The following is a 25,160-nucleotide window of genomic DNA, read 5'->3' as shown; positions in this document are numbered from 1 at the left end:
TATGTATTTCTTGTTAGGTAAGTTAGAGGGAACGCAAACCCGCGCCGTTGTTGGCTTGCCGGCGTTTTCGTACTCCTGATAGCACGAGAGTCGTACTCCTGATAGCACGATACCCGGTACTCCTGATAGCACGAGGCCGTCCACAGGTTCTCCCGCAGTTATCCCCGTGCCGTATGCGGCACGGGCCGGAAGGTCAGCAACTCGGTGTTGTCGTCCGGCATCCGCTCGATGCCGAGGACGTAGCCGGGCAGCGACTGCCGCGCTACCAGGGCGCGCACGTCGTAGGCGAAGTCCGAGAAGCGGGCCGCGCTGCCGGATTTGCGGTACAGGTGTCGGAAGTCGAATTGCCAGCCGTGCTCCTGCCGCCCCCCATGCTTGCGCACCAAGCGGTACAGCCAGCGTTCGATACCGCCCTTCAAGCGGAAATAGGCCGGGTCGATGGTAAGCACCAGGGCGGCGTCGAGCACGCCGGCGTAGAACCAGTCCGGCAAGATCAGCTCGATGCCCAGCGGCGTGCCGCTGGCGTCGGCCAGTTCCTTCCACTCGTTGATCCACGAGAAGCGATGCAAGCGCCTTCCCGTGGTTTCGCGGATGGACGTGGCCACCGTGGTCGATTGCAGCCGGTCGAGGGCGGCCTTCAGGCGCTGGTAGTCGTTGAGGGACGTGCCGCGCCCGATGAAGCGCAGAATCTCGTAAGGCGTGGCGCGTATCCAGCGCGACGGGCGCAGGCCCGCGTCGCGCGCCTCTACGATCTGCGAGGCGGCCCATATCAGCACGTCGGCATCCCATATCGTTGCGATGCCGTGCTCCTGCGTGCCTTCCACGCGGATGGTGACGTTCCCGCTGCGGAAGTCGATCGGCGCCGTGCGCCGCGACTTGGCAAGCGAGAAGAACGGAAAGGCCATCAAGTCCTGGGAATCGCGTGGCGCCATGTCGCCCGGCAGCGCTCGGAACAGATCGAGCTGTTCGCGCTGCGGCAAGGCTTGCCCTGGCGGGCTGGACATGGCGAAGGCCACCCACGCGCCGACGGTCAGCGGCCATCACGGTAGTCGCCCGCGTGGCGCTCGGCGTATTCGGGATCGGACGTGGCCTCGTAGCTGCGCTGGTCGGCCCAGGCATCGAGGTCGGACACCGCGTACATGACGCGTCGGCCGAACTTGCGGAACTTGGGGCCGCCGCCGATCACCCGCTGCTTCTCCAGCGTGCGCGGCGACAGCCGCAGGTAGTCGGCGGCTTCGTCGTTTGTCAGGTAGCGTTGAGGCTGCGAGGTCGCAGTGACGGCAGCGGCGGCAGGCTGCGAGGTCGCAGTGACGGCAGCGGCGGCAGGCCGCGAGGGAGCAGGTCGCATGGGATGTGCCTCCATCAAACCCGGCCACACCACGCGGCCGGATAGAGGCACTCTCAAGAAAGCAAGGCTTCTTGCTAAGGGACGATTCGCACGGGTCGAGAAACGTCCCCCCCCTAATGCGACGGGAACATTGGAAGCTGCGCTAGTCGGCGGTAGCCGCCGTGCATCAGCTCATCGCCGCGGCGTACCAGCCGCCGCACGCGGGCACGCAATGCACTGTCTTTCTGCCAGTCGGCCGCGACGGCATCCGCGCCGAACAGACCTTCGGCCACCTCGCGCAAGGAGGCTCCCGCGAGGGTCGCGTCGAGCGCTTGCAAGGTATGCAGTTCCAGCAGCGCGGCGGGCGTGGGGCGAGAGCGGGCTGTTGCCACAGGCGCGGCCACGGTTGCGGCAGATAGCGCATCCAGCTTGGCAGCGAGCGTGCGGTAGCGCGCACAGGGCGTAGCGCAGGCACGTGCGGCGTAGAGGTAGGCCGAGCCTTCTTCCAAATCGGGCGCGAGTGCCAGCCGAACGCAGCAGCCTGGCCAATGCGATACGAGCACCAGGCGCTTGCCGTCGTGGGTCAGTTGCTTGCGCCCAGGAATGCGCCAGAACTCGAAGGTGTGCGCATTGGGCGGTGGGTCGGCGTCGGGGTATAGCTGCACCACGGCATCGTGATCGGGGAACCAAGCAGGATGTGCATCGCGCGCATCCAGGCCGGGATCTTCCAGCAGACGCAGGCCCCAGGCCTGCGCCGCGTCTGGCTTGCGACGCCGGCGTAGCCAGTCGCGCCGGTAATTTGGATTCCTGCGCAAATACTCCCAAGCCAGCGCCGGGCCATCTAGGTGCAGCGTGTAGAGATACGCCGCCGTGGGATACCAGTGTTGGCTGCTGCGGTCAGTCATGGCGAAACCTCCCTGTTTCTGGGAACGTCGCCACAATTCCGCTGTGCGGGAGCTATCGAATCGCCATCAAGTGGTCATCAAACTCGGGTTACGCTTTAGCTGCTGGTGTCAAGACAGATTCGCTCCAGTGCATTGCTGAAATCGTCTAAGTGCGACGACTGCACCGCCCGGAAATGGGGTGCAGCATTGAACACCGTGCCGGATCGCGCGCCTGGGATCATGACTGTTTTGGTCAGGGGTGCACCACCCTGGTGCAAGCATGCGGATCAAGACTTGCCAGGTCTTGGCTAAGACCGAAATAGTCACAATGCGATACTTTTGGCCTGGTCGCGCTGGAATGTGTCAATCGGTGATTGAACCGTTCTCCTGAGCCAGTCGAACGTATTCCGACAGCGGCCGCGTCGGCTGGAAATACCGATCTCGCATCACCGGCTGCTTGTGCGGCCCGATGATGGACGCCAGATCAGACAGCTTTACCGTCCCCAGCACCGGCATTCCGATCCCGAGGTCGATCAGGCCGTAGGCCGTATCGCCATCGGTCGGATCGAGCGCGGCCAGTAGCCACGTCGCATGTGCGTCCGGTGTGAACAGGCGCACCACTGGCAGCGGGTCGCATTCCTGCCCTGTGGTGCGTGTGAGGCCGTGGGCCAGCAGCTGCACCCGGTCTTCCTCGGTGACAAGCGTGGTCAAGGTCGCGCCCCTTCCACGAATACACGCAATCGCCGAGGCGCATCTGTGCGTGCGGACGGACGCACAGATGCGCAAGTGCACCAATCCGCAAAAGCGGAGAGGCACGAAGGCGTATGGGTGGAAGTCAGGAAAGACACGGATGCGGTTCCCTGGGTCTGAGGAAATCCGCAGATGCGGATCTCTGTAAAAGCACGGAAAAGGAAAACAACATCACCAAATGAACACTATAGATTGTAGCCCTATAGGGCGCAATGGGCTGTCATCTTGGTTTTTGGGGGAAACCATAGGTGGCAGCGAAGAACTCATTGGCAGCGGCGATTCGGACGGTAAGGAAGGCGCGTGGTTTGAGCCAGGAAGCGTTCTCCAACGTGTCCAGTCGCACCTACATGAGTACGCTGGAGCGCGACCTGAAAAGCCCAACTATCCAGAAGCTGGCCGATCTGTGCGAGGTCATGGAAGTGCATCCGCTCACGCTGCTGACATTGGCTTATGCCGGCGACAGCACCCGCGAAGCCGACCTTTTGCTGGCACAGGTGCGCCAGGAACTTGGGGCGCTATGGGAAGAGCCCGACACGCCGTAGCGCGTTGGCGTGTGGCGCTGAATTGCAGCAAGCGGAGCGCGCAGCGCCACAGGCGCGGAGGCGTGAGGGATTGAAGCCGTATGGCGGTGACGGCTTGCCGGCACGGGGCGAAGCCCGAAAGCCCGGCGGCGCTTACAGCGCCGACACGCCATAGATCGCTCGTTGACACGGATTGCGAGCCACAAGGCACCCATGCAGGCCCGCCCTGATGGGCGTGTCCAGCACGCGGCAGCGGCAGAAATCCTGCGCGAGCGGTGCTGCAATCAGCAGCATCGCGCCCCGCCGCAGTGGGCGGGGCGCGCTAAGCGGCTGTCAGGCCGCCTTGGGCTTGTTGCGCGACCAGATCAGGTCGTGCGTGCCATCCTCGTTCTCGATCAGGCGGGCATAAACGGTTGCCGGGAACGAAGGATCGTCGAGGCTCACTGACAGGTAATCCCGCCCAGCCTCGCTGGTCTTCTTCCACGCCGCGCCGATGTCGTGGCCGACCGCCTGGAGGCGGAAGTCCGGGGCGCTCTCGGCGTCGCCCTTGTCGTTGGGAACCAGCTTGACCTTGACGTTGAGCGTCAGGGTGCGGAGCGTGCCGGTGAAGCCGTCTTTCTCTGCGGTGAAGGTGCCGATGTTAGCCATGATGATTTCTCCTTTCGGGTTGAACAAGGTCGCGCCAGTGCGTCCTTGTTGTGATCCGGCCGGCGGGGGATGGGCTGGTCGCACCGCGCAGCGGTCGCAACATCGTGGAGAACCTGGAAGCGAAAAGAATTTGTCCCGCGAGGAATGCGCGCAGCGCAGGGGAAATTGTTTTCGCTGCAAGGTTGCGGCCATGAAGCCCAAGGCGCAGCCGCGCCACCGCCAGGATTCACAACAAGACAAGGACGCACAGGCCGACCGCTCCCGAATGAAGACGTGGCCGACTCGGCATCCCGCGTGACGGCTGCACCGGCTTGCGCCCTGACGCGGCCAGGTCAATGCCCATGACAAGGCAAGAGCGCCCCTGCCGCAGCTCGCGGCCACATGCTTGAGGCGTGGTGTGGAAGCTCCATAGAAGCGAGGCCGGGCGGCGTGTCGGTGAACCGTCCTTCGTGACGTACAGACAACGAACCGCCAGCGTCGGGGACGGCACGCTTTCGTGCAACCTGCCGCGGCAAGCCGGGGCGTAGCCGCGCAAGCCCCGCCCATTGCGGCGGGGCGCGGTCGAATCGTCGGCGGCGCGATGCGCCGCCAGCACTTGCTGGCTTCGTGGGTTCTTCGCGCACAAGCGCCGTTGTGCGCGGCCCCTTCGCCGCCTGACCGAAGGCGGCGAAGGGGCGTTTTGACTTTGAGCAGTGAAACCGGGCGCGGCCACCGCCGCGCCCGGAGTTTTGACCACCGGCCCCAAGGCGGAACGGCTTGGGGCCGGTGCGGCTCGTTATTCCTTGGTTTCGATGATCCACCACACGGCGCGCGGCAAGGCGCGGCCCGTGATCGGATGCAGGTCGGTCAGGTCGGCGCGGGCCGTCCAGCTACGCGACGGACGGTAGCCGCGCACGTCGCCATCGCCATGCCAGCGGCGGGCACGCACCGTGCCGGAGGCGTAGGTCGCCGCCATGCGGGGGCGGTTTGCGGGTTGGTGGGTCATGGCAGGCATCCTCGACATGAAGCGCCCCAGCCGGAACCGGGGCGCTATCTACGGTGCGAAGTCACGCGGCCAAAGCCTCGGCCTGCGGCTGGTCATCCGCCACGGCGGCCGCTTGTTCCAGCGCTTCGGCTTCGCCATCCGCAGGCACGTCCTGCCCGGCCTGCTGCGGGCCTTCGGTGCGGAAGATGGCGGGCATCCAGCCGGTGCCAGCGGCCAGCCGTTCGGCTTCGCTGGCAATGTCGCCCTTCTTCAACTTCGCCAGTCGGGTGACGTGCGAGGGCGCTAACTCGCCAACGGCTTCCAGAATCGCTGCCTTCGGCACATGCCGGAAATAACCCTCATTGGTGGGCTGCCACCACGCGGCCATATCCAGCCCCACGGCCTGCGCTAGTTCCGCGCCGGGCTGGTGCGGCGTGGCGCGAGGCGTCACCACGTCCACCGTGGAAGCTGCGCACACTGCCAGCAGCCGCACCAGTTCATCCTGTGATTTCGCCAGCAGCGCAGCGAACAGTTCGGCGCTGTCCTCCGGCAAGGTTTCGCCTGCCACCTGTTGCAGTTCGCGCAGCGCCACGGCGGCGGGTGATTCCGGCCAGTCCGGGGCCATGCGTTCCAGCCGGTCTTGCACCGTGAGGCGCACGCCCAGCGGCAGCTCGTGGCCGTAGTGGCTTTCCTGCAAGACGGTCTGCACCATGCCATGCACCACGGCGGCCAGCGCGGCTTGCGGATGCCGGGCCACTTCGATTTGCAGCGCGGCGGTACGGTGCGCGCTCAACCGCTGCGCCAGTCGGTCGGACATTGTGGCGGTCTTGGGCTGCTCGTCGTCCTCGCCTTCGCCTTCGTCCTCGTTCGCGGCTTCGCCTTCGCTGCCGAAACCCTGCCGCAGCCGTTCCAGCGTGCGCAGTGCCTTGGCCTCCGCTTCGCGCAGCAGCCCGCGATGAATCGCGGCCTGCCCGTCGCGGTCGATGGTGACGATGGCACCGGCTGCGGCTTTCACATTGGCCGCATAGTCCAGCAAGCTATCGTCCAGCGCCTGCAACTGCTCGCCCAGGCGTTCGCCTTCTTCCTGCAAGGCATCGGCCTTTTCCTCGTCCTCGTCATCCAGCGCGGCATCCACCGCCTCGGCCAGTTCGTGCAGCTTGGTTTGCAGCTTCTCGATGCGCTGCGCGTCGCGCTTGTTCGGGCTGCGGCGTTCCCTTGGAGCACGCTGGAAGGCTTGCAAATCCGCATGGGTCATGCCCGGCGTGGCATCCACCCACGCCCAGCCCTCGGCCTTCACCATGGCGGCGATACCTGCCAGCTTGTCTTGCGCCAGCCGTTCCAGCAGTGCGGCATCGGTCAGATACACGCCTTTGTCGCCCTCCGCGAACAGGTCGCGGCGGATGCCACCGCCTTCCTGCTCGTAGCCGTCCAGCCCGACAAAGCGCAGCAGCGGATGCCGGTAGGCGTCGATTTCGCGTTCGGTCAGACGGTCGCGCAGGTTGTGCGGGCTGCGCTGCCATGTCGGCGCACCGTAGAACGCGGCTTCCTGCGCGGCGTGGTCGTCGGTGATGGCAAGGGCCATCAACTGGTCAAGGCTCACGACCTCGGCGCGATAGTCGGCCAGCAGGCGCGGCGAGACGTTGGCAAGTTTCAAGCGGCGCTGCACCACCAGCGGCGTGACGGAAAAATCCGCTGCAATATCCTCGATGCTGCGGCCTTCGCCCACCAGCGCGGCGAACGCCTCGAACTGGTCGGCGGGGTGCATGGCTTCTCGCTGCACGTTCTCGGTCAGGCTGGCCGTGCGTGCGGTGCCATCGGCCACCAGCAGGCAAGGCACCTCCCATTCCTTGCTGATGCGGTGCTTCTTCGCCAGCAGCTTCAACGCTGCGAGGCGACGGCCACCGGCCACGACTTCGTAATGCTTGCCATCGGCGGCGGCAATCACGATGAGGTTTTGCAGCAGGCCGACACGCTGGATGCTGGCGGCGAGTTCGGGAATGGACATGCGCGGGGTCTTGCGCACGTTGCGGCCAGTGGGGCGCGACACCAGCCGCGACAGCGGAACCAGAATCAGGTTCTTGGTCGGATCAGCGGCTTCCAGCGGGATAGCGGCGGCGGTGTTGATGGCGCGGGCTTCGGTTTGGGTAACGGCGTTCATGGTGATAACTCCTATCTGTTCAGGGATGCAGCAGCGAAGAAAGCGACAAGGGCTGCTGCCTGCCCTTGCCGCGTAGGGATTCAGGCTTTCAACTGGCGCATGCCATCGGCCAGCAGCCAGAGGGCACGATTCAGTCGGATGTTTTGGTCGATGCCCTGCACCGGGCGGGTTTGCTGGCGGCGCCCGTTGGCGCTGCGGCCACGCAGTCCGCCTTGGGTCAGGTTTTCTTGGGTGCGGTTGAACACGCTCCACAGGTCGGGGCGGCGGTCGTCGAAGCGGCGCGGCATCAGGATTTGCGATTCCGTGATGGGCGCGGGCTTGTCCGGGTCGTCGTACTTGAGGGCGAGCGCGGCGCGGGCGAACACTTCGGATTCGCCATCGTCCAAGGTGATGCCGCGCATGGCATCGCGCGATTCCTTCACCCGGTCGAAACCGCTCAAGACTTCGTAAGCGCCCTCAATGACCAGACCGGCCACGTCGCCTTTATGGGGCACTCGCACATCGGCCACGGCGTTGCCGCAGACAAGGCCATTGCTGCACACGAACCGGAACATTCCGGCCAGCATCTGATAGCTGCTGGTGCCGTCGTGCGAGTTCAGCAGCACGATTTCGTTGGCCTCCGCGCCGTTGATCTGGCTGGCGTGGCGCAAGCGAATCATGTGTTTGGTGTGCTCGCGCTTGCCTTCATCGCGCACGCGGGTTTGCGTCACCATGAAAGGCTGGAAGCCTTCTTTGCGAAGCTCGGTCAGCACGGCGGCGGTGGGGATGTAGGCATACCGCTGCGAACGGCTCTCGTGCGGCGCGTCCGCGAAGATGGACGGGGCCACGCGGTGAATCTGGTCGTCGGACAGCGGGTAATCGCTGCGCAGCGAGGGGGAGCGGGAAGCGAAACGGGATGCGAGTTGCATGGTCTTTCTCCTGACAAAAGAGGTTTGCTGTTCACACCGCACACCGGATTCCTAGATTCGGAGCCCAGCCTTTCGGCTGTTCGGTGCGGTCGGCACGAGGAACCCGGTTGGCCCTGTTGCCACCGTCTTTCCTGAGTTCATCGCCCGCGACGGTCAGGAGCGCGCGGACGGGGGCTGTCAAGGAAACAAGCGCAGGGTTGGTGCGGCCCGCAGGCGCAGCCGAGGACACGGCCCTGCGCGCCTTGACGGCCCCCGGCCGCGGGCTACAGTCGCGGACAAGGTGATGAAGTCAGGGAAGACGGCTGGACATGGCAACGGCCTCCCCTGTGTGCCGAACCGCACGGCAAGCGCAAGCGCGCAGGCCCGAAGCTGGAAGCCGGGCCGTAGGCGTCAGCGATACGGAAGGCTGGCAAAGCCAGTCCCGCCAGGGATGAGCGACTAGCGAACCTGGAGCAGCGCGATCCGCGAAGCGGAGACGCAAGAGGACTCTTCGTTTACCATTTGTTTCGCAAGCAAATGATGGGAAAGCAAGAACACGGAGATCTAGAAATGATTGTCTGCATCAACCGCCTCAAACAGTTCGGAATCTTCAGCGACTTCAATGGAACGAAGATCCAAAAGTTTGGCCGGTACAACCTGGTCTATGGTTGGAATGGAACAGGCAAGTCAACGCTATCGAATCTATTCTCTTGCTTTGAGCTTCGCTCGATGGTTCCCCGCTTCAGCACGGGCCAATTTTCAGTAGTTCTGGAGGATGGCTCAACGATCACGGAATCCACACTCCACTCATCCCAATTGAATATTCATGTTTTCAATCAACGCTTCGTGCATGAGAACATTGATTGGGACAAATCCGTAAAAAGCATCCTTCTTATTGCGAAAGAGAAGATTGATGACTTGCAGAAGCTGGAGAAGCTGAAGAGCGAGCTTCAGTCGAAAAAGAAGGCTCACGACGACAAGCAAAGCGATATCAAGAAGCAACGTGAGTCATTGGAGAAATTCCTGACCAATGCTGCCAAGAAAATGAAGCTTGGACTTCAGGCGATTGATACGAGCGACAGTTATTACTTGAATTACGACCGCCGCAAGCTCTCCAACTTCATACAGAATAATGGCGAGACAATTATCAAGGCGGAGTCGGTTCTTCCAGATGAGAGGGTTATCGACCTTACGAATGCCGCCAAGCCAGATCAGCTTCCAAGCATTGCTTTCGCCTCAACGGCCATTGAGCCGGACTATTTTAAGAAAGCGGCGGGCCGCATCAGAGATTTGATTGGGACTACGGCGGTCAATCAAGCAATCCAGCGGCTGACCGATAACCCGGACATCCGCGAATGGGTTCAAGCAGGCTTGGAAATCCATAAAAACCACGACTCGCAATCCTGCGAGTTCTGCGGCGCTACGTTTACCCAGCTTCGTGCCGAGGCGCTTGCTGCCCACTTCAGCAAGGAGTTCACGGAGTTTCAGAGCCGACTTCAGAACGCGGCGACATGGATTGAATCTCAAGGCGCTCCAGCTAATCAGCTTCCCGCATCGACCGAGTTTTATAAAGAACTATCGGCCGAGGCAGAGAAGCTTCAAAACGACTACGCAACTGCTGCTGAAAAGATCGACCAGCAAATGGACGGATGGCGGGAAGCCCTGAAGGCCAAGATCACAGACCCTGGGAAGACAGACATTCAGATCTCGGATGTGGTTGAAGACGATGTCACCAATTTCAATGACATCCTGAAGTCGATTGTTTCTCTCGTCGGAAAGCACAACAATAAGACTTCAAATTTCAAATCTGAGACCTCAAAAAGCAAGGTGGCACTGGAGCTTCACTTTGCTGCGGCTGAGGTGCAAGAATTTGACTATGCTGGAAGTGAGAAGAAGTGCAATGACCTTGAGTTAGAAGCAAAGAACGACCATAAGGAAATTGAAAAAATTAGTCTAGAGGTCGGAGCCATAGAAGCGATGCTCTCGAATGAAACGGTCGGGGCAAAGGAGTTCAATGACATCCTACATCGCTTCATTGGCCGCTCTGAGCTTTGCCTGAACTTCAATCAGAAGAAGAAAGGCTATGAGATCATCAGAAACGGGGTTGGTGAGCACGATGGGAATTTGAGCGAAGGTGAGAAGACTGCGATTGCATTTGTCTATTTCATCACGAAGCTCAAAGAAAATGGAAATAACATCAAGGATACGATCGTCGTCGTTGATGATCCGGTCTCAAGCTTTGATTCTAATCACTTGTTTCACGCCTACTCGTTCCTGAGAACGCAATGCACTGAAGCCAAGCAGCTTTTTGTGCTGACTCACAACTTCACGTACTTTAAGCTAGTGAGAGATTGGTTCACTGGCACCAATAGGAATCGAGTCAAAAAAGGCAACACCGAGAATTGCTTCTTTTATCGCCTGGATGCGCCACCTGGCTCCCCTCGTCATTCCCAACTTGTGGATGCCGACGACTCACTGAAGAACTACGGTTCCGAATATCACTATATCTTCAAGAAGCTCTACGAATACAGGGCGCACACGACACTCAATCGAGATGAGGCGTTCTTGACCGCCAACCTCGCCCGAAAGCTTGTTGAATCGTTCTTCACCTTCAAATATCCAAGGCGGCGAAGCGACATTAGTCAATTGATGGAGGCTGGCCTAAAAGATTGCACCATCACGACACCAGAGCTTAAAGAAAAAATATACCGCTTTATCAATAAGTATTCACATAGCGACGTTATTGAGATAACAGAGGAATCCGCAGAAAACTTGGCAGGCGAAAGCCACAGCGTCATCGGGCACATCTTCCAGTGGCTGGAAGAGGTGGACAAGAGACATTACGACGAGATGATTCAGGTTGCGACGGCCTGAGCATCAGGCCGAGGGCCATAGCTATGCCACCAGGCGCAGCAAAAAGGGGCCGAAGCCCCCTTGGGCTAGATCAGCCCATGCTCGGCGAACGATGCCGTTTCGTTGCCCGCAACGATGATGTGATCGAGCACGCGCACGTCCACCAGACCCAACGCTTCCTTGAGCCGCTGGGTCAGCGCCCGGTCAGCCGCGCTCGGCTCGGGGTTTCCGCTCGGATGGTTGTGCGAAACGACGACCGCCGCCGCATTGAGTCGCAGCGCCTCCTTGACCACTTCGCGCGGATACACCGATGCACCGTCAATGGTGCCGTGGAACATCTCCCTGTATTCGATCAGACGATGGCGCGTATCCATGAACAGCACTGCGAACACCTCATGCTCGAAGCTGGCCAACTTTGTACGCAAATATTCCTTGACCGCCGCCGGCGAAGTGAACTCTGCTCTGCGCTGCATTTTCCGGTCAATGACCTGGCGCGCAGCTTCCAGGATGTCGTCGGCCGATGCCGGTAGATAGCGCCCATGCGCGTCGCGCACCAGCAGAGTGGAATCGAACGAGGGAAAGGACAGTTGCGACATGATCGTGCTCCGGTTGCTCGGGCGGAATTGCCCGGAACCGGCGACAGCACGGCGCAGCGCAAGCAGTCAGGGGTCGCAGACGGCCGCCAGGACGCAAGCGCGCATGGCGCGCGCCGCCCTTGACGGCGAGAACGCCGTGATACGGTGAAGGGAACAGCAAGACCGCCCACACCCGCCCACTGCACAGAGTCGATTTTTGGCAAGCGGAGCGCGCAGGCCCGGATCAACGAGCCGGGACGGAGGCGTCAGTGATGGAAGCCCGACAGGGGCGAGACTCGCGCAGCGAAGCTCGATGCGCAGCACGACAGCACGACAGCGCGACGGCGGCACGCCGGGACGCCCGACTGCTTGGGACAGGACTACTCGTTGTCGGTCTTGCGCTGCTCGATCTGCAACTGCGCCCGTTGCGTTGCCTGTTGCAGCCGCTCCACCAGCACGCCCCTCGGCGGCAAGGCGGTCAGATACTCGGCAACGTGGATGCCGGACTTGTCCAGCTCCAGCAATTCGATCTGCTCGCGCTTCTTGCCGGTGCAAAGGATGATCCCGAGCGGCGAGGCTTCCTCCGGCTCCCGTTCGTGCTTGTCTAGCCACCGAAGGTAGAGCTCCATCTGCCCTTTGTAGGCCGCCTTGAAGTCACCTACCTTCAACTCCACCGCCACCAGCCGCCGCAGCTTGCGGTTGTAGAACAGCAGGTCAAGGTGGAAATCCTCGTCGTCGATCGGAATGCGCTTCTGCCGGGCGACGAATGAGAAGCCCGCGCCCAGCTCCAGCAGGAAGGACTCCATTTCACGGATGATCGCCGCTTCCAAGTCGCCTTCCTGCCAAGTGTCCCGCAGGCCCAGGAAGTCGAGGATGTACGGGTCGCGCATGACCAGGGCCGGCGACATGCGCTGCGCATCGCGCAGGGTCGCCAACTCCTGCGCTATGGTTTCTTCGGGCTTTTGGGAAAGCGCCGTGCGCTCGTACAGCATCGAGTCGATACGCTCGCGCAGCGTCCGCACGCTCCAGCGTTGGGTGCTGGCCATCTGTGCGTAGTAGTCCCGCTGGAGCGGGTCTTTCAGCGGCATCAGGGCGATGAAGTGCGTCCAGCTTAATTCTCGTATCAGTGATACGAGAATTCGCTCGTCGGGGAAGGTGGCGGCGAACTGCACCATGCGGCGCAAGTTCTGCTCTGCAAAGCTGCTGCCGTACTCCTCCACCAACTGCGCAGCCAAGGTGGGCAGAACTTCCTTACCGTAGGCGCCCCGGCGCCCGTCCAAGACCTGCGTGTGGATGCGCTGGCCGATGCGCCAGTAGAGCATCGTAAGCTCGCTATTCACCGTCGAGGCGGCGCGCTTGCGCGCCGCCTCGATCAGTGCCCGAATGTCGCCCAGCAGCGCCGCAGGAGCTGCGAGCGATGCTGCTGATGACCGGCGCCCGTTCATGCCACCGCCTCCGCAAGCTGCCGCGCGCCCGTGATGGCTTGGCGGCGGCTGGCCACCAACTCGGCCGCCTCGCGCACCGGCTTGTCCTCGGTGTGGACGTAGTGCATGAACATCGCCACGGTCTTGTGGCCCGTCAGCTTCATGCCCACTTTGGTCGGCACACCGGAATTGGCAATGTCGGTGGTCGAGCGATGACGGATGCCGTGCGTGCCAACGTGCGGCACGCTGGCGGCCTTGAGCGTCCGGCACCAGCCGCCATAGTGCTCGCCAAAGGTTAGGTGCTTCGCCGGGTCGTTCGGCGACGGCAGGACGTAAGGGCAGCCTTCCAGCCGCGGCGCCGTCGAAAGCAGCCGATAGGCTTCCTCGCTCATGGGCTTGGAAATGCCGCCAACCTTGCTGTCGGGCCACACCACGCGCCGGTTCTCGAAGTCCAGCCAGCTCCATTCGAGCGGGCAGATTTCGGAGCGCCGTGCCGCAAACTCGAATTGCAGCCGGATCGCCAACGGGATGACGTAGTTCTCCAGCCCCTCCGCCTCCAGTTTCTCCAACTGGCGGAAGATCCGCACCATTTCCTCGTCCACGATGAGCCGGGTTTCCTTGCCAGGCGGGTACATCGGGACGTGACGGCACGGGTTCGTGCCGTCCGGGCGGAAGCCCCACACTTCGGCCAGGTTGAACATCTTGCGTAGCACGCCGAAGGTCTTGTTGGCCTCGGTCGGCTTGTAGGCCAGCTTTTCCATCAGCCCCGCAATGTCGGGCCGCTTCACGTCATGTGCCTTCTTGCGGCCCAGCAGTGGGATGATGTTGCGGTCGATGACGCCCTGGTAGCCGTCCTGCGTGCTGACCTTGTTGCGCTTCTTGGAGTAGTCCTCCATGAACTTCTTGCACAACTCGGCCATTGTGGGCGCCTTGCGCGCCTCGGCCTTGGCGCCGCCGGGGTCGCCACCCCGGCGAACCTCGGCCAGCCAGTCCTGCGCTTTGACCCGCGCCTGTTCGACGGTTAGTTCCCCGTAGAGTCCCAGCGAGGGCTTGCGGGGCTGGCCAGAGTTCGTGCGGTACTGGAGCATGAACACCCGGCGCCCCGTCGGGGTAATCTTGCAAAGGAAGCCGGGCACGACGGTATCCCGTAGTTCGATGTCCTTCGCCTGGGGTTGCGCCGACTCTACGGCGGTCTTGGTGAGCTTGATCTTTGCCATGATGACTCCTTGGAACGACCCGGATTCCAGGAGCCAGATAGGAGCGGCGCGAGGGAGAACCGGGTCAAGTTTCAGAAAGCACCGGCATATGATGAACGCGCGTAAGCTATTGATAAACCTGCTGTATAGGGCTACGTCGCAGTCCAGCGAACTACCGGGCTGGAGTCATCGTGAAACAAAAAAGGGGCCTGCGCCCCTTCGTGTGAAAAGAGAAGCCGCTCGCCATGAGCGGCTTTTTATTTGGGATAGAGATCTTTGCGGCGATACGGCTCAGTCTCGCCCTCTTTACGCGTTTTCAGAAGCTTCAGTATCCAGGCGTACTGCTCAGGATGCGGGCCGACGAAATGCTCCACTTCCTCATTCATGCGGCGCGCAAGCGTGACGTCATCAGCATCCATCAAATCATCCATCGGCGGGCGGACTAACACGTCCAGACGGTGCGTTTTACCGTCATAGACCGGGAAGAGCGGGATCACCCGCGCGCGGCAGACTTTCATCAGGCGTCCTACAGCCGGCAACGTCGCTTTGTAGGTCGCGAAGAAATCGACAAATTCACTCTGCTCCGGGCCGTGATCTTCATCCGGCAGGTAGTAACCCCAGAAGCCATCGCGTACCGATTTAATAAACGGTTTGATGCCATCCTGCCTAGCGTGCAGACGGCCACCAAAGCGCAGGCGCACTTTGTTCCAGACATAATCCAGCAGCCGGTTGCCCTGATGATGGAACATCGCGGCGACGTGAACGCCGCGCGAGGCCAGCAGCATCGCCGGGATATCCACGCCCCAGCCATGCGGCACCAGCAGGATCACGCTCTCTTTGCTCTCAAGCATCTCGTTAATGATGGCTTCACCGTGCCAGTCAACGCGGTTCAGCACTTTTTCCGGGCCGCGCAGCGCCAGTTCGGCCATGAACACCATCGACTGCGGCGCGGTGGCGAACATATTGTCGATAATCGCTTCGCGCTGCGCCTCGGAGAGCTCCGGGAAGCAGTAGAGCAGATTAATGCGCGCGCGGCGGCGGGCGCTTTTACCAAGCCGCCCCGCCAGTCGACCGATTTTGCCGAGCAGCGGATCGCGAAAGGATGGCGGCGTCAGCGCCAGCGCAGCGCAGGCGCCAATACCCAGCCAGGAGCCCCAGTAGCGCGGATGCAGGAACGCCTTCTCGAATTCGGGAATGTATTCACTTTTTGTTTTTTTAGTTTCCATGACGGTTCTCAGGGCAGAGCCAGGTTTTCAAAAAAGAAAAATAATGAAGGAGTTTAGCGGCGCGAAGGCCGCCAGACAAAATAAAAAGCCGGCGCACGAAGGCACCGGCTGTTATTTGCCGCGCTTTTAATCAAGCGTCAGCTGCGGAACCACTTCTTTGACCTGCGCCAGGTAGTCGCGGCGATCCGAGCCGGTCAGGCCCTCGGAGCGCGGCAGCTTGGCGGTCAGCGGGTTAACGGCCTGCTGGTTTATCCAGATTTCATAGTGCAGATGCGGGCCGGTGGAGCGTCCGGTGTTGCCGGAAAGCGCGATGCGATCGCCGCGTTTCACTTTCTGGCCAGGTTTCACCAGCAGCTTTTTCAGGTGCATATAGCGGGTGGTGTAGGTGCGTCCGTGGCGGATCGCCACATAATAGCCCGCCGCCCCGCTACGCTTCGCCATCACCACTTCACCATCACCCACCGCCAGCACCGGCGTACCCTGCGGCATCGCGAAGTCGACGCCTTTATGCGGCGCGACGCGCCCGGTCACCGGGTTCAGACGACGTGGGTTGAAGTTAGAAGAGACGCGGAACTGGCGCGACGTCGGGAAGCGCAGGAAGCCCTTGGCAAGCCCGGAGCCGTTGCGGTCGTAGAATTTGCCGTCTTCCGCGCGGATCGCGAAATAGTCTTTACCGGACGAACGCAGACGCACGCCAAGCAACTGGCTCTGCTCACGTTTGCCGTCGAGCATTTCGCGCGACATCAGCACCGAGAATTCGTCGCCTTTTTTCAGCTTGCGGAAATCCATCTGCCACTGCATCGCTTTAATCACCGCGCTGATTTCAGCACTCGTGAGCCCGGCCTCTTTGGCGCTGGCGACGAAACTACCGCCGACGGTGCCTTTGATCACATTATTGACCCAGTCGCCCTGCTGCACTTCGCTGCTCATTTTAAAGCTGCCGGCAGGTGTGCGGTCATAAGTACGGGTTTCGCGGCGCGACATCTCCCAGGTCAGGCGCTGTAATTCGCCGCTGTCGGTGAGCGTCCAGGAGATCTGCTGGCCGATTTTCAGGTTACGCAGGTCTTTATCGACCGAGGCGAGCTGGCTGATATCCCCCATATCGATACCGTACTGATTCAGCACGCTGCTCAAGGTATCGCCGGTGGAGACCACATATTCATGCACCCCGGCTTCGCCGGCGGTTTTATCGTCAAGCTCATCCTGCGGGATCGCTTCATCGTCTTCCGGCGCGGCCTGATCGATAGGCTCGCTCGCCTCAGGCAGCAGAGAACGGATTTCGCTCTTTTGCAGTTCGATGGTTTTAACGATAGGGGCTGATTCGGGGTGGTAAATGTACGGCCGCCAGACGGCGACCGCGAGTGTGAGAACTGTAAGAGACCCCAGCATAACGCGATGGGGTCGTGGCAGGTTGTTAAATGCCAGGGCGACAGAGCGGGCTATCTGTTGCACGTATCCACTTCCTCGTTAATCTCCTTTCAGGCAGCTGGCATATTGGTTAGATAACTGAGTCAGGAACTGCATATAGCTGTCCTTGCCCAGGCTGACAGACGTTCCCAGCGGGTCGAGTGTTCCCATTCGAACTTTCGTGCCCCTGGCAACGGCTTCAATCACCGCTGGCCTGAACTGTGGCTCAGCAAAAACGCACTCGGCTTTTTGCTCAACCAACTGTGTTCTTATTTCATGTAAACGCTGCGCACCGGGCTGGATTTCGGGATTGACGGTAAAATGGCCGAGCGATGTCAGGCCGTAATGTTTTTCGTAATAGCCGTAAGCGTCATGAAAAACGAAGTATCCTTTCCCTTTCAGCGGTGCCAGCTCGTTCGCCACCTGTTTGTCTGTTCGGGCCAGTTCGGCCTCGAAGCGCTGGAGGTTGGCGTCCAGTTTGGCTTTGCTTTGCGGCATAAGTTCCACTAATTTTTCGTGGATTGCAACCGCCGAGGCCCGGGCGATTTCCGGCGACAGCCAGATGTGCATGTTATAATCGCTATGATGGTGATGTTCGTCACTTTCTTCGCCATGATGCGCATGTTCATCATGGTCGTGATCGTCATCATCAGCGCCTTTCATCAGCAGCGGTTTTACAGCGGCAAGCTCGGCCAGCGCCAGATTTTTTTGTGACGGCAGCGCTTTGACGGACTTATCCATAAAGGCTTCCATATCGGGGCCAATCCAGACCACTAAATCCGCTTTCTGTAAGCGTTTAACATCAGACGGACGCAGTGCGTAGTCATGTTCCGACGCGCCGTCCGGCAGCAGCACTTCGGTTGGCGTAACGCCATCGGCAATCGCGGAGGCGATAAAGCCCACCGGCTTAAGCGAAGCGACAACGGCGGCCTGTGCGGAGGTGGCGGTGCCACCCATGATTGCTGCGCCGAGCGCAGCGCAAAGAAGCGTATTTTTATGTAACATAATGCGACTTATCATCGTTATGAATGTTGGAAGTGTGATATTATAACATTCGATAACTTCTGCAATAATTAAATTGCCATGACTAATCTCGTATCGCTTCAGAACGTCAGCGTCTCCTTCGGGCAACGCCGCGTTTTATCTGACATTTCTTTAACACTCCAGGGTGGACGGATCCTGACGTTGCTCGGCCCGAACGGCGCCGGGAAATCGACGCTGGTGAGAGTGGTGCTTGGGCTGGTAGCACCCGATGAGGGGGTTATCAAGCGTGAACGCAACCTGCGCATCGGCTATGTGCCGCAAAAACTGCACCTCGACGCCACCCTGCCGCTGACGGTGAGTCGTTTCCTGCGCCTGCGCCCCGGCACCCGCAAAGCGGATATCCTGCCGGCGCTGAAACGCGTGCAGGCAGGCCATCTTATCGAAGCGCCGATGCAGAAACTCTCCGGCGGCGAAACCCAGCGAGTTTTGCTGGCACGCGCCCTGCTCAACCAGCCGCAGCTCCTGGTGCTCGACGAACCGACACAGGGGGTAGACGTGAACGGTCAGGTCGCGCTTTATGATCTCATCAACCAGCTGCGCCACGAGCTTAATTGCGGCGTGCTTATGGTCTCACACGATCTGCATCTGGTGATGGCTAAAACTGATGAGGTGCTGTGCCTGAATCATCACATCTGCTGCTCCGGCGCGCCGGAAGTCGTTTCCACCCATCCGGAATTTATCTCTATGTTTGGCCCGCGCGGCGCTGAACAACTGGGGATTTACCGTCATCACCATAACCACCGTCACGATTTGCAGGGACGGATTATTCTGCGCAAGGGAAATGGCTCGTTATGATTGAACTTCTGCTTCCCGGCTGGATGGCCGGTATGCTGCTGGCCTGCGCCGCTGGCCCGCTGGGCTCTTTCGTGGTCTGGCGTCGGATGTCCTATTTCGGCGATACGCTGGCGCACGCCTCGCTGCTTGGCGTCGCGTTCGGGCTGTTACTGGACGTTAATCCGTTTTATGCGGTGATCGTCGTGACCCTGCTGCTGGCCGGCGGGCTGGTATGGCTTGAGAAACGCCCGCATCTCGCCATCGACACGCTGCTCGGCATTATGGCGCACAGCGCGCTGTCGCTGGGACTGGTGGTGGTGAGCCTGATGGGCAATATCCGCGTTGACCTTATGGCGTATCTGTTCGGCGATTTACTGGCGGTGACGCCTGCTGATTTGCTCTCTGTCGGGCTTGGCGTTGTTGTGGTGCTCGGCGTGCTGTTCTGGCAATGGCGCAATTTACTGTCGATGACTATCAGCCCCGACCTCGCCTTTGTCGACGGCGTGCGCTTACAGCGCGTGAAGATCCTGCTGATGATGGTGACGGCGCTGACCATCGGCGTGGCGATGAAGTTTGTCGGCGCGCTGATAATCACCTCGCTGTTGATTATCCCGGCGGCAACCGCCCGCCGCTTTGCTCGTACGCCGGAACAGATGGCCGGTGTGGCGGTGGCGCTCGGTATGGTGGCGGTAACCGGCGGCCTGACCTTTTCCGCGTTTTATGACACGCCTGCCGGGCCATCGGTAGTGCTGTGCGCGGCGCTGCTCTTTATTTTCAGCATGGCGAAACGCCCGCCAGCCTGATCTGGTCTACCCGGAGAAACGGTTAACAAAAAAGCGCCCTGAGGGCGCTTTTTTTATGCATGTCGTTCACTCACATCAGCGATGTCACGGCATCTGCGGAGGCGTGATACCGAAATGGTTCCAGGCGCGTGTGGTCGCCATACGACCGCGCGGCGTACGTTGCAAAAACCCTTGCTGGATAAGAAACGGCTCCAGCACATCTTCAATGGTTTCGCGCTCTTCCCCGATGGCCGCCGCCAGGTTATCGAGCCCCACCGGGCCGCCGAAGAATTTATCAATGACCGCCAGCAGCAGCTTGCGGTCCATGTAATCAAAGCCTTCGGCATCAACATTCAGCATATCGAGCGCCTGAGACGCCACATGTTGATTGATGACCCCATCGTGACGCACCTCAGCGAAATCACGCACGCGGCGCAGCAGACGGTTGGCGATACGCGGCGTGCCGCGCGAGCGCTTCGCCACTTCAAAGGACGCCTCGTCATTCATCTCAAGGCCCATATGGCGCGCGCTGCGGCTCACGATATGCTGAAGATCCGCCACCTGATAGAACTCCAGGCGCTGTACAATCCCGAAGCGGTCACGCAGCGGAGAAGTGAGCGAGCCTGCGCGCGTCGTAGCGCCAATCAGCGTAAACGGCGGCAAATCGATTTTTATAGAGCGCGCCGCCGGGCCTTCGCCGATCATGATGTCGAGCTGATAATCTTCCATCGCCGGGTAGAGCACTTCTTCCACCACCGGCGAAAGACGGTGAATTTCATCGATAAACAGAACGTCATGCGGCTCAAGATTAGTGAGCATCGCCGCGAGATCGCCCGCCTTTTCCAGCACCGGCCCGGAGGTGGTGCGCAGGTTCACGCCCATCTCGTTGGCGACGATATTGGCGAGCGTCGTCTTCCCAAGCCCAGGCGGGCCGAAAATCAGCAGATGATCGAGCGCGTCGCCGCGCAGCTTCGCCGCCTGGATGAAGATTTCCATCTGGGAACGCACCTGCGGCTGGCCGATGTACTCTTCGAGTAATTTGGGGCGAATGGCGCGATCGGCCACCTCTTCCGCCACGATACTGCCCGGCGCCACCAGGCGGTCTGCTTCAATCATCCTCTACCTCACAATGCCGCGCGCAGCGCTTCACGAATCAGCATTTCGCTGCTCGCGTCCGCCTTCGCGACTTTACTGACCATACGGCTGGCTTCCTGAGGTTTATAACCCAGCGATACCAGCGCGGCAACGGCTTCCGCCTCGGCATCGTCCACCACCGGGCTTGCCGGCGACGTCAGCACCAGATCCGCCGCCGGCGTGAAGAGATCGCCATGCAGACCTTTGAAGCGGTCCTTCATCTCGACCACCAGACGCTCGGCGGTTTTCTTGCCGATACCGGGCAGCTTCACCAGCGCCGCGGGCTCTTCACGCTCCACGGCGTTAACAAACTGCTGGGCCGACATCCCGGAAAGGATAGCCAGCGCAAGCTTCGGCCCGACGCCGTTGACCTTAATCAGCTCACGAAACAGCGTGCGCTCTTGTTTATTGTTAAAGCCGAACAGCAACTGCGCGTCTTCACGCACCACAAAATGCGTAAACACCACCGCTTCTTTGCCGGTTTCCGGCAATTCATAAAAGCAGGTCATCGGCATATGGATTTCATAACCGACGCCACCCGTCTCCAGTAACACCAGCGGGGGCTGTTTTTCCAGTACGATGCCTCTGAGTCTGCCTATCACGTTGCGCTCCTGCGTGGGGCTTAAGAAAGTTGCTGGCTATAATATAAAAAAAGCTGGACAGATATCCAGTCGAGAAATCGCCGCAGCGAAGAGGATGTGCGTGTTGCGAGGCGTCTCGCAAAGGAACGGTAAATCCTTTTACCGTTAACGCAATCGACCGCGCGCCAGATTCAGACGCGATTCGCTGACCTGCGCCGCATTCTGGCTGACGTGACAATGGGTGATGGCGATAGCCAATGCATCCGCCGCATCCGCCTGCGGATTGGCGGAGAGTTTCAGCAGCGTACGCACCATATGCTGCACCTGGCTTTTTTCCGCGCTGCCGATGCCGACGACCGTTTGCTTCACCTGACGCGCCGCATATTCAAACACCGGCAGGTCGTGGTTCACCGCCGCGACAATCGCCGCGCCGCGCGCCTGACCGAGTTTCAGGGCCGAATCGGCGTTTTTCGCCATGAACACCTGTTCGATGGCGAAATAGTCAGGATGAAACTGGGTGATGATTTCGCTGACGCCCGCATAGATAAGCTTCAGGCGCGAGGGCAGATCGGTGACGCTCGTGCGAATACAGCCGCTGCCGAGATAGGTCAGTTGCCGACCGGTCTGACGGATAACGCCATAACCGGTGACGCGTGAGCCGGGGTCAATCCCGAGAATAATCGACATCACGCGTCTCCCGCAGACGTAGTGGCTACGCTCATCAGAGCGTCGCCGCCACCTCGTCAGAGATTTCACCGTTGTGGTAAACCTCCTGCACGTCGTCGCAGTCTTCCAGCATATCGATAAGACGCAGCAGTTTCGGCGCGGTTTCCGCATCCATATCCGCTTTGGTCGATGGGATCATGGAGACTTCGGCATTGTCTGCTTTCAGGCCCGCCGCTTCCAGCGCGTCGCGTACCGCGCCCATCTCTTCCCAGGCGGTGTAAACGTCGATAGCGCCATCGTCGTAGGTCACCACATCTTCCGCGCCTGCTTCCAGCGCCGCTTCCATGATGGTGTCTTCATCGCCCGCTTCAAAAGAGATGACCCCTTTCTTGCTGAACAGGTAGGCGACGGAGCCGTCGGTGCCGAGGTTGCCGCCGCACTTGCTGAACGCGTGGCGCACTTCGGCAACGGTACGGTTACGGTTGTCAGAGAGACATTCGACCATTACCGCGGTACCGCCCGGGCCGTAACCTTCATAAATGATGGTTTCCATGTTCGCGTCTTCGTCACCGCCCACGCCGCGCGCGATAGCGCGGTTTAAGGTGTCACGCGTCATGTTGTTGGAAAGCGCTTTATCGATAGCCGCGCGCAGACGCGGGTTAGAGCCCGGATCGCCGCCGCCCAGACGCGCTGCGGTTACCAGCTCGCGAATAATTTTAGTGAAGATTTTACCGCGCTTGGCATCCTGTGCCGCTTTGCGGTGTTTGGTGTTGGCCCATTTACTATGACCTGCCATAAAAATATCTCCAGAAAGCGCGCCTTTTCAGGCGGCGTTAATAACAAATTCTTCAATCGCCTGCCGGTTGCTCCAGGACTTGGTGAGCGCAGCCGCATCGGCCGCGTCAACCCAGCGGTAGGTCAGGTGTTCGGTAAATACGATCTCCCGCTCCGTCGGCAAGGCCAGACAGAACCAGGACTCCGTATTACGCATCACCCCCGGCGCATAGCGATGACGTAAATGACTAAAAATTTCAAACTCCACCGTGCGCTGACAGTCCATCAAGGTCAGTTGCTCGCGGGCAACGTCAATAGAGACCTCTTCCTTTACTTCGCGCGCGGCGGCCTGCGGCGCGGTCTCCCCCTCTTCCAGGCTGCCGGTGACCGACTGCCAGAAATAAGGATCGTCGCGCCGCTGCAACATCAGCACCCGTTTCGTGTCCTGCGCATAGATCACGACAAGCACTGAAACGGGACGCTTATATGCCATATCAGTTTTTCTCTTCCTTTGCTTTCTTGGTAACAGCAGGGGTACTACCCTGGCCAGTCCAGGTTTTAGTTTCGCCTTTCTCATCAACGTAGCTATATTTAGCTGGGCGATCAGTACGTTTTGCTTCGGTACCGGTTTTAGCAGCAGCCATACTGTTCAGTAATTCATTTGGATCAATGCCATCAGCAATCAGCATTTCACGATATTGCTGCAGTTTATGAGAGTGTTCTTCTTTCTTCACCACCGCGATACCCAGTTCGCCAAGCGCGGTCGGGTTCGCAAAGCTCGGCGCTTCGGTCATCAGGCACGCCGCGGCGGTGGTTTTCGGGAAGGCGATAACGTCGCGGATGTTATCGGTGCCAGTCAGCAGCATGGTCAGGCGATCGAGACCAAACGCCAGACCCGCATGCGGCGGCGTACCGAATTTCAGCGCATCCAGCAGGAAGCCGAATTTCTCGCGCTGCTCGTGCTCGTCGATGCCGAGAATGCCAAACACAGTCTGCTGCATATCGCCACGGTGGATACGCACCGAGCCGCCGCCCACTTCATAACCGTTGATAACCATATCGTAAGCGTTCGCCACGGCCTCTTCCGGCGCCGCTTTCAGCTCGTCGGCGGTCATGTCTTTCGGCGCGGTAAACGGGTGGTGCATCGCGCTCAGTCCGCCTTCGCCGTCATCTTCAAACATCGGGAAGTCGATAACCCACAGCGGCGCCCATTTGGTTTCGTCGGTGAGGCTGAGATCTTTACCGAGCTTGAGACGCAGCGCGCCCAGCGCGTCGGCGACCACTTTTTTGTTGTCTGCGCCGAAGAAAATCATATCGCCGTCCTGCGCGCCGGTGCGCTCAAGGATAGCCTCTACGATCTCTGCGTTGAGGAATTTGGCGACCGGGCTGTTGATGCCGTCAAGGCCGTTCGCGCGCTCGTTGACTCTGATGTATGCCAGGCCTTTTGCGCCGTAAATTTTGACGAAATTGCCGTAGTCGTCAATCTGCTTGCGGCTCAGCTGAGCGCCGCCCGGTACGCGCAGCGCGGCGACGCGACCTTTCGGATCGTTCGCCGGGCCCGCAAATACCGCGAATTCGACGCTTTTAAGCAGGTCGGCAACATCCACCAGCTCCATCGGGTTACGCAGATCCGGTTTGTCGGAGCCGTAACGACGCTCGGCTTCGGCGAAGGTCATGATCGGGAACTGGCCCAGATCGACGCCTTTCACGTCCAGCCACAGCTTACGAATCAGATCTTCCATCACTTCACGCACCTGCGGCGCGGTCATGAAGGAGGTCTCGACGTCTATCTGGGTGAATTCAGGCTGACGGTCGGCACGTAAGTCTTCGTCGCGGAAACATTTCACAATCTGATAATAGCGATCGAAGCCCGACATCATCAGCAACTGTTTGAAGAGCTGCGGCGACTGCGGCAGCGCGTAGAATTTGCCTTTGTGCACGCGGGATGGCACCAGGTAGTCGCGCGCGCCTTCCGGCGTGGCTTTGGTCAGCATCGGGGTTTCGATGTCGAGGAAACCGTGGTCATCCATAAAGCGACGCACGAAGCTTGTGATTTTCGCGCGGGTTTTCAGGCGCTGCGCCATCTCCGGGCGACGCAGGTCAAGATAGCGGTATTTCAGACGCGCTTCTTCGCTGTTGACCTGGTTGGAGTCGAGCGGGAGCGGCTCGGCGCGGTTGATGATGGTCAGTTCGGTGGCGAACACTTCCACTTCGCCGGTCGCCATATCGCGGTTGACGTTTTTCTCGTCGCGCGCGCGCACGGTGCCGGTGATTTGAATGCAGAACTCATTACGCAGTTCAGAGGCGAGGCCGAAGGCGTCGGCGCGATCCGGGTCGAAGAACACCTGAACAATGCCTTCACGGTCGCGCATGTCGATAAAAATCAGACTGCCGAGATCGCGACGACGGTTGACCCAACCACACAGAGTCACTTGCTGTCCGACGTGGGACAGATTGAGCTGCCCGCAATATTCTGTACGCATGAGATATCCCTTAATTTAGCCGCAGGCCGTTTGTCGCCTGCCCTGCAGGCACCACTGTCGCAGCTTTGGCTGAATGTCACTACTGGATGAAAAAAGGGGGCT

The 25,160-nt window shown here is 60.2% G+C and carries 23 protein-coding genes and 1 pseudogene; 4 read left to right on the top strand and 20 right to left on the bottom strand.

Annotated elements, in window-relative coordinates:
• Positions 1-158: 158 nt before the first annotated feature.
• The 4 genes from AFK63_RS06455 to AFK63_RS06440 form a co-directional block, all read right to left on the bottom strand.
• Positions 159-980: a replication initiator protein A gene (locus AFK63_RS06455; RefSeq protein ID WP_440588234.1), complete on the bottom strand. Its 822-nt coding sequence runs from the start codon at positions 978-980 to the stop codon at positions 159-161.
• A gap of 50 nt (positions 981-1,030) precedes the next feature.
• Positions 1,031-1,348 (bottom strand): helix-turn-helix transcriptional regulator, encoded by a 318-nt coding sequence (locus AFK63_RS06450; protein ID WP_038862365.1) that lies wholly within the window; start codon positions 1,346-1,348, stop codon positions 1,031-1,033.
• 113 nt (positions 1,349-1,461) lie between these two features.
• Positions 1,462-2,232 (bottom strand): DUF2285 domain-containing protein, encoded by a 771-nt coding sequence (locus tag AFK63_RS06445; protein ID WP_038858317.1) that lies wholly within the window; start codon positions 2,230-2,232, stop codon positions 1,462-1,464.
• A gap of 342 nt (positions 2,233-2,574) precedes the next feature.
• Positions 2,575-2,922 carry a DUF2958 domain-containing protein gene (locus tag AFK63_RS06440; RefSeq protein ID WP_071602570.1) on the bottom strand — a complete coding sequence of 116 codons (348 nt, stop codon included), beginning with the start codon at positions 2,920-2,922 and terminating at the stop codon, positions 2,575-2,577.
• 287 nt (positions 2,923-3,209) lie between these two features.
• Here AFK63_RS06440 and AFK63_RS06435 point away from each other — a divergent pair, with 287 nt between their 5' ends.
• Positions 3,210-3,503, top strand: a complete 294-nt coding sequence (locus AFK63_RS06435) for a helix-turn-helix domain-containing protein (RefSeq protein WP_071602569.1) — start codon at positions 3,210-3,212, stop codon at positions 3,501-3,503.
• Positions 3,504-3,815: 312 nt separating this feature from the next.
• Here AFK63_RS06435 and AFK63_RS06430 read toward each other — a convergent pair whose 3' ends face one another.
• From AFK63_RS06430 to AFK63_RS06415, 4 genes are all read right to left on the bottom strand, one after another.
• Positions 3,816-4,130: a DUF736 domain-containing protein gene (locus AFK63_RS06430; RefSeq protein ID WP_038862364.1), complete on the bottom strand. Its 315-nt coding sequence runs from the start codon at positions 4,128-4,130 to the stop codon at positions 3,816-3,818.
• A gap of 775 nt (positions 4,131-4,905) precedes the next feature.
• A complete protein-coding gene (locus AFK63_RS06425) occupies positions 4,906-5,115 on the bottom strand; it encodes a hypothetical protein (protein ID WP_038858316.1) in 210 nt (69 codons plus the stop codon).
• Positions 5,116-5,176: 61 nt separating this feature from the next.
• On the bottom strand, positions 5,177-7,252 hold the full coding sequence (locus AFK63_RS06420) for a ParB/RepB/Spo0J family partition protein (RefSeq protein WP_038862328.1): 2,076 nt from the start codon (positions 7,250-7,252) through the stop codon (positions 5,177-5,179).
• An 80-nt stretch (positions 7,253-7,332) separates the two neighbouring features.
• Complete coding sequence (locus AFK63_RS06415; protein ID WP_038858312.1) at positions 7,333-8,160, bottom strand: DUF932 domain-containing protein; 828 nt, start codon at positions 8,158-8,160, stop codon at positions 7,333-7,335.
• 549 nt (positions 8,161-8,709) lie between these two features.
• Here AFK63_RS06415 and AFK63_RS06410 point away from each other — a divergent pair.
• Positions 8,710-11,013, top strand: a complete 2,304-nt coding sequence (locus tag AFK63_RS06410; RefSeq protein ID WP_038862326.1) for an ATP-binding protein — start codon at positions 8,710-8,712, stop codon at positions 11,011-11,013.
• 65 nt (positions 11,014-11,078) lie between these two features.
• Here AFK63_RS06410 and radC read toward each other — a convergent pair whose 3' ends face one another.
• The 6 genes from radC to znuA all read right to left on the bottom strand — a co-directional run bounded on the left by radC (position 11,079) and on the right by znuA (position 17,825).
• The gene (gene radC / locus AFK63_RS06405; protein ID WP_007704454.1) at positions 11,079-11,588 is read right to left on the bottom strand and encodes a RadC family protein; all 510 of its coding nucleotides are present in this window, start codon (positions 11,586-11,588) and stop codon (positions 11,079-11,081) included.
• 359 nt (positions 11,589-11,947) lie between these two features.
• Complete coding sequence (locus tag AFK63_RS06400) at positions 11,948-13,012, bottom strand: PDDEXK nuclease domain-containing protein (protein ID WP_038858311.1); 1,065 nt, start codon at positions 13,010-13,012, stop codon at positions 11,948-11,950.
• A complete protein-coding gene (locus AFK63_RS06395) occupies positions 13,009-14,208 on the bottom strand; it encodes a tyrosine-type recombinase/integrase (RefSeq protein WP_038858310.1) in 1,200 nt (399 codons plus the stop codon). The genes AFK63_RS06400 and AFK63_RS06395 overlap by 4 nt, the downstream gene beginning before the upstream one ends.
• 236 nt (positions 14,209-14,444) lie before the next feature.
• On the bottom strand, positions 14,445-15,413 hold the full coding sequence (lpxM, locus tag AFK63_RS06390) for a lauroyl-Kdo(2)-lipid IV(A) myristoyltransferase (protein WP_038862325.1): 969 nt from the start codon (positions 15,411-15,413) through the stop codon (positions 14,445-14,447).
• A gap of 126 nt (positions 15,414-15,539) precedes the next feature.
• Positions 15,540-16,865 (bottom strand): murein DD-endopeptidase MepM, encoded by a 1,326-nt coding sequence (gene mepM / locus AFK63_RS06385; protein ID WP_071603663.1) that lies wholly within the window; start codon positions 16,863-16,865, stop codon positions 15,540-15,542.
• Between the two features lie 15 nt (positions 16,866-16,880).
• Positions 16,881-17,825, bottom strand: a complete 945-nt coding sequence (gene znuA, locus AFK63_RS06380; RefSeq protein WP_038862323.1) for a zinc ABC transporter substrate-binding protein ZnuA — start codon at positions 17,823-17,825, stop codon at positions 16,881-16,883.
• Between the two features lie 78 nt (positions 17,826-17,903).
• Here znuA and znuC point away from each other — a divergent pair, with 78 nt between their 5' ends.
• Entirely contained in the window at positions 17,904-18,659 is a 756-nt protein-coding gene (gene znuC, locus AFK63_RS06375; protein ID WP_038862322.1) for a zinc ABC transporter ATP-binding protein ZnuC, read from the top strand.
• Positions 18,656-19,441: a zinc ABC transporter permease subunit ZnuB gene (znuB, locus tag AFK63_RS06370; RefSeq protein ID WP_038862320.1), complete on the top strand. Its 786-nt coding sequence runs from the start codon at positions 18,656-18,658 to the stop codon at positions 19,439-19,441. Before znuC ends, znuB begins: the two co-directional genes overlap by 4 nt.
• 84 nt (positions 19,442-19,525) lie before the next feature.
• Here the strand turns inward: znuB and ruvB are convergent, their stop codons facing one another.
• The 6 genes and pseudogenes from ruvB to aspS all read right to left on the bottom strand — a co-directional run.
• Entirely contained in the window at positions 19,526-20,536 is a 1,011-nt protein-coding gene (gene ruvB / locus AFK63_RS06365) for a Holliday junction branch migration DNA helicase RuvB (RefSeq protein ID WP_007775934.1), read from the bottom strand.
• Positions 20,537-20,544: 8 nt separating this feature from the next.
• Positions 20,545-21,156: a Holliday junction branch migration protein RuvA gene (gene ruvA, locus AFK63_RS06360; RefSeq protein WP_038862318.1), complete on the bottom strand. Its 612-nt coding sequence runs from the start codon at positions 21,154-21,156 to the stop codon at positions 20,545-20,547.
• A gap of 144 nt (positions 21,157-21,300) precedes the next feature.
• The gene (gene ruvC, locus AFK63_RS06355) at positions 21,301-21,822 is read right to left on the bottom strand and encodes a crossover junction endodeoxyribonuclease RuvC (RefSeq protein ID WP_032967022.1); all 522 of its coding nucleotides are present in this window, start codon (positions 21,820-21,822) and stop codon (positions 21,301-21,303) included.
• Between the two features lie 34 nt (positions 21,823-21,856).
• Complete coding sequence (locus AFK63_RS06350) at positions 21,857-22,597, bottom strand: YebC/PmpR family DNA-binding transcriptional regulator (RefSeq protein WP_004384823.1); 741 nt, start codon at positions 22,595-22,597, stop codon at positions 21,857-21,859.
• 27 nt (positions 22,598-22,624) lie between these two features.
• A complete protein-coding gene (gene nudB / locus AFK63_RS06345) occupies positions 22,625-23,068 on the bottom strand; it encodes a dihydroneopterin triphosphate diphosphatase (RefSeq protein ID WP_038862317.1) in 444 nt (147 codons plus the stop codon).
• A 229-nt stretch (positions 23,069-23,297) separates the two neighbouring features.
• Positions 23,298-25,058: pseudogene (aspS, locus tag AFK63_RS06340) on the bottom strand (aspartate--tRNA ligase); the annotation flags it as partial.
• Positions 25,059-25,160: the final 102 nt, after the last annotated feature.

Source organism: Cronobacter muytjensii ATCC 51329, from assembly GCF_001277195.1.
Classification (GTDB): domain Bacteria; phylum Pseudomonadota; class Gammaproteobacteria; order Enterobacterales; family Enterobacteriaceae; genus Cronobacter; species Cronobacter muytjensii.
The sequence above is the reverse complement of the archived record's forward strand: the minus strand, read 5'-3'. Positions and strand labels throughout refer to the sequence as shown.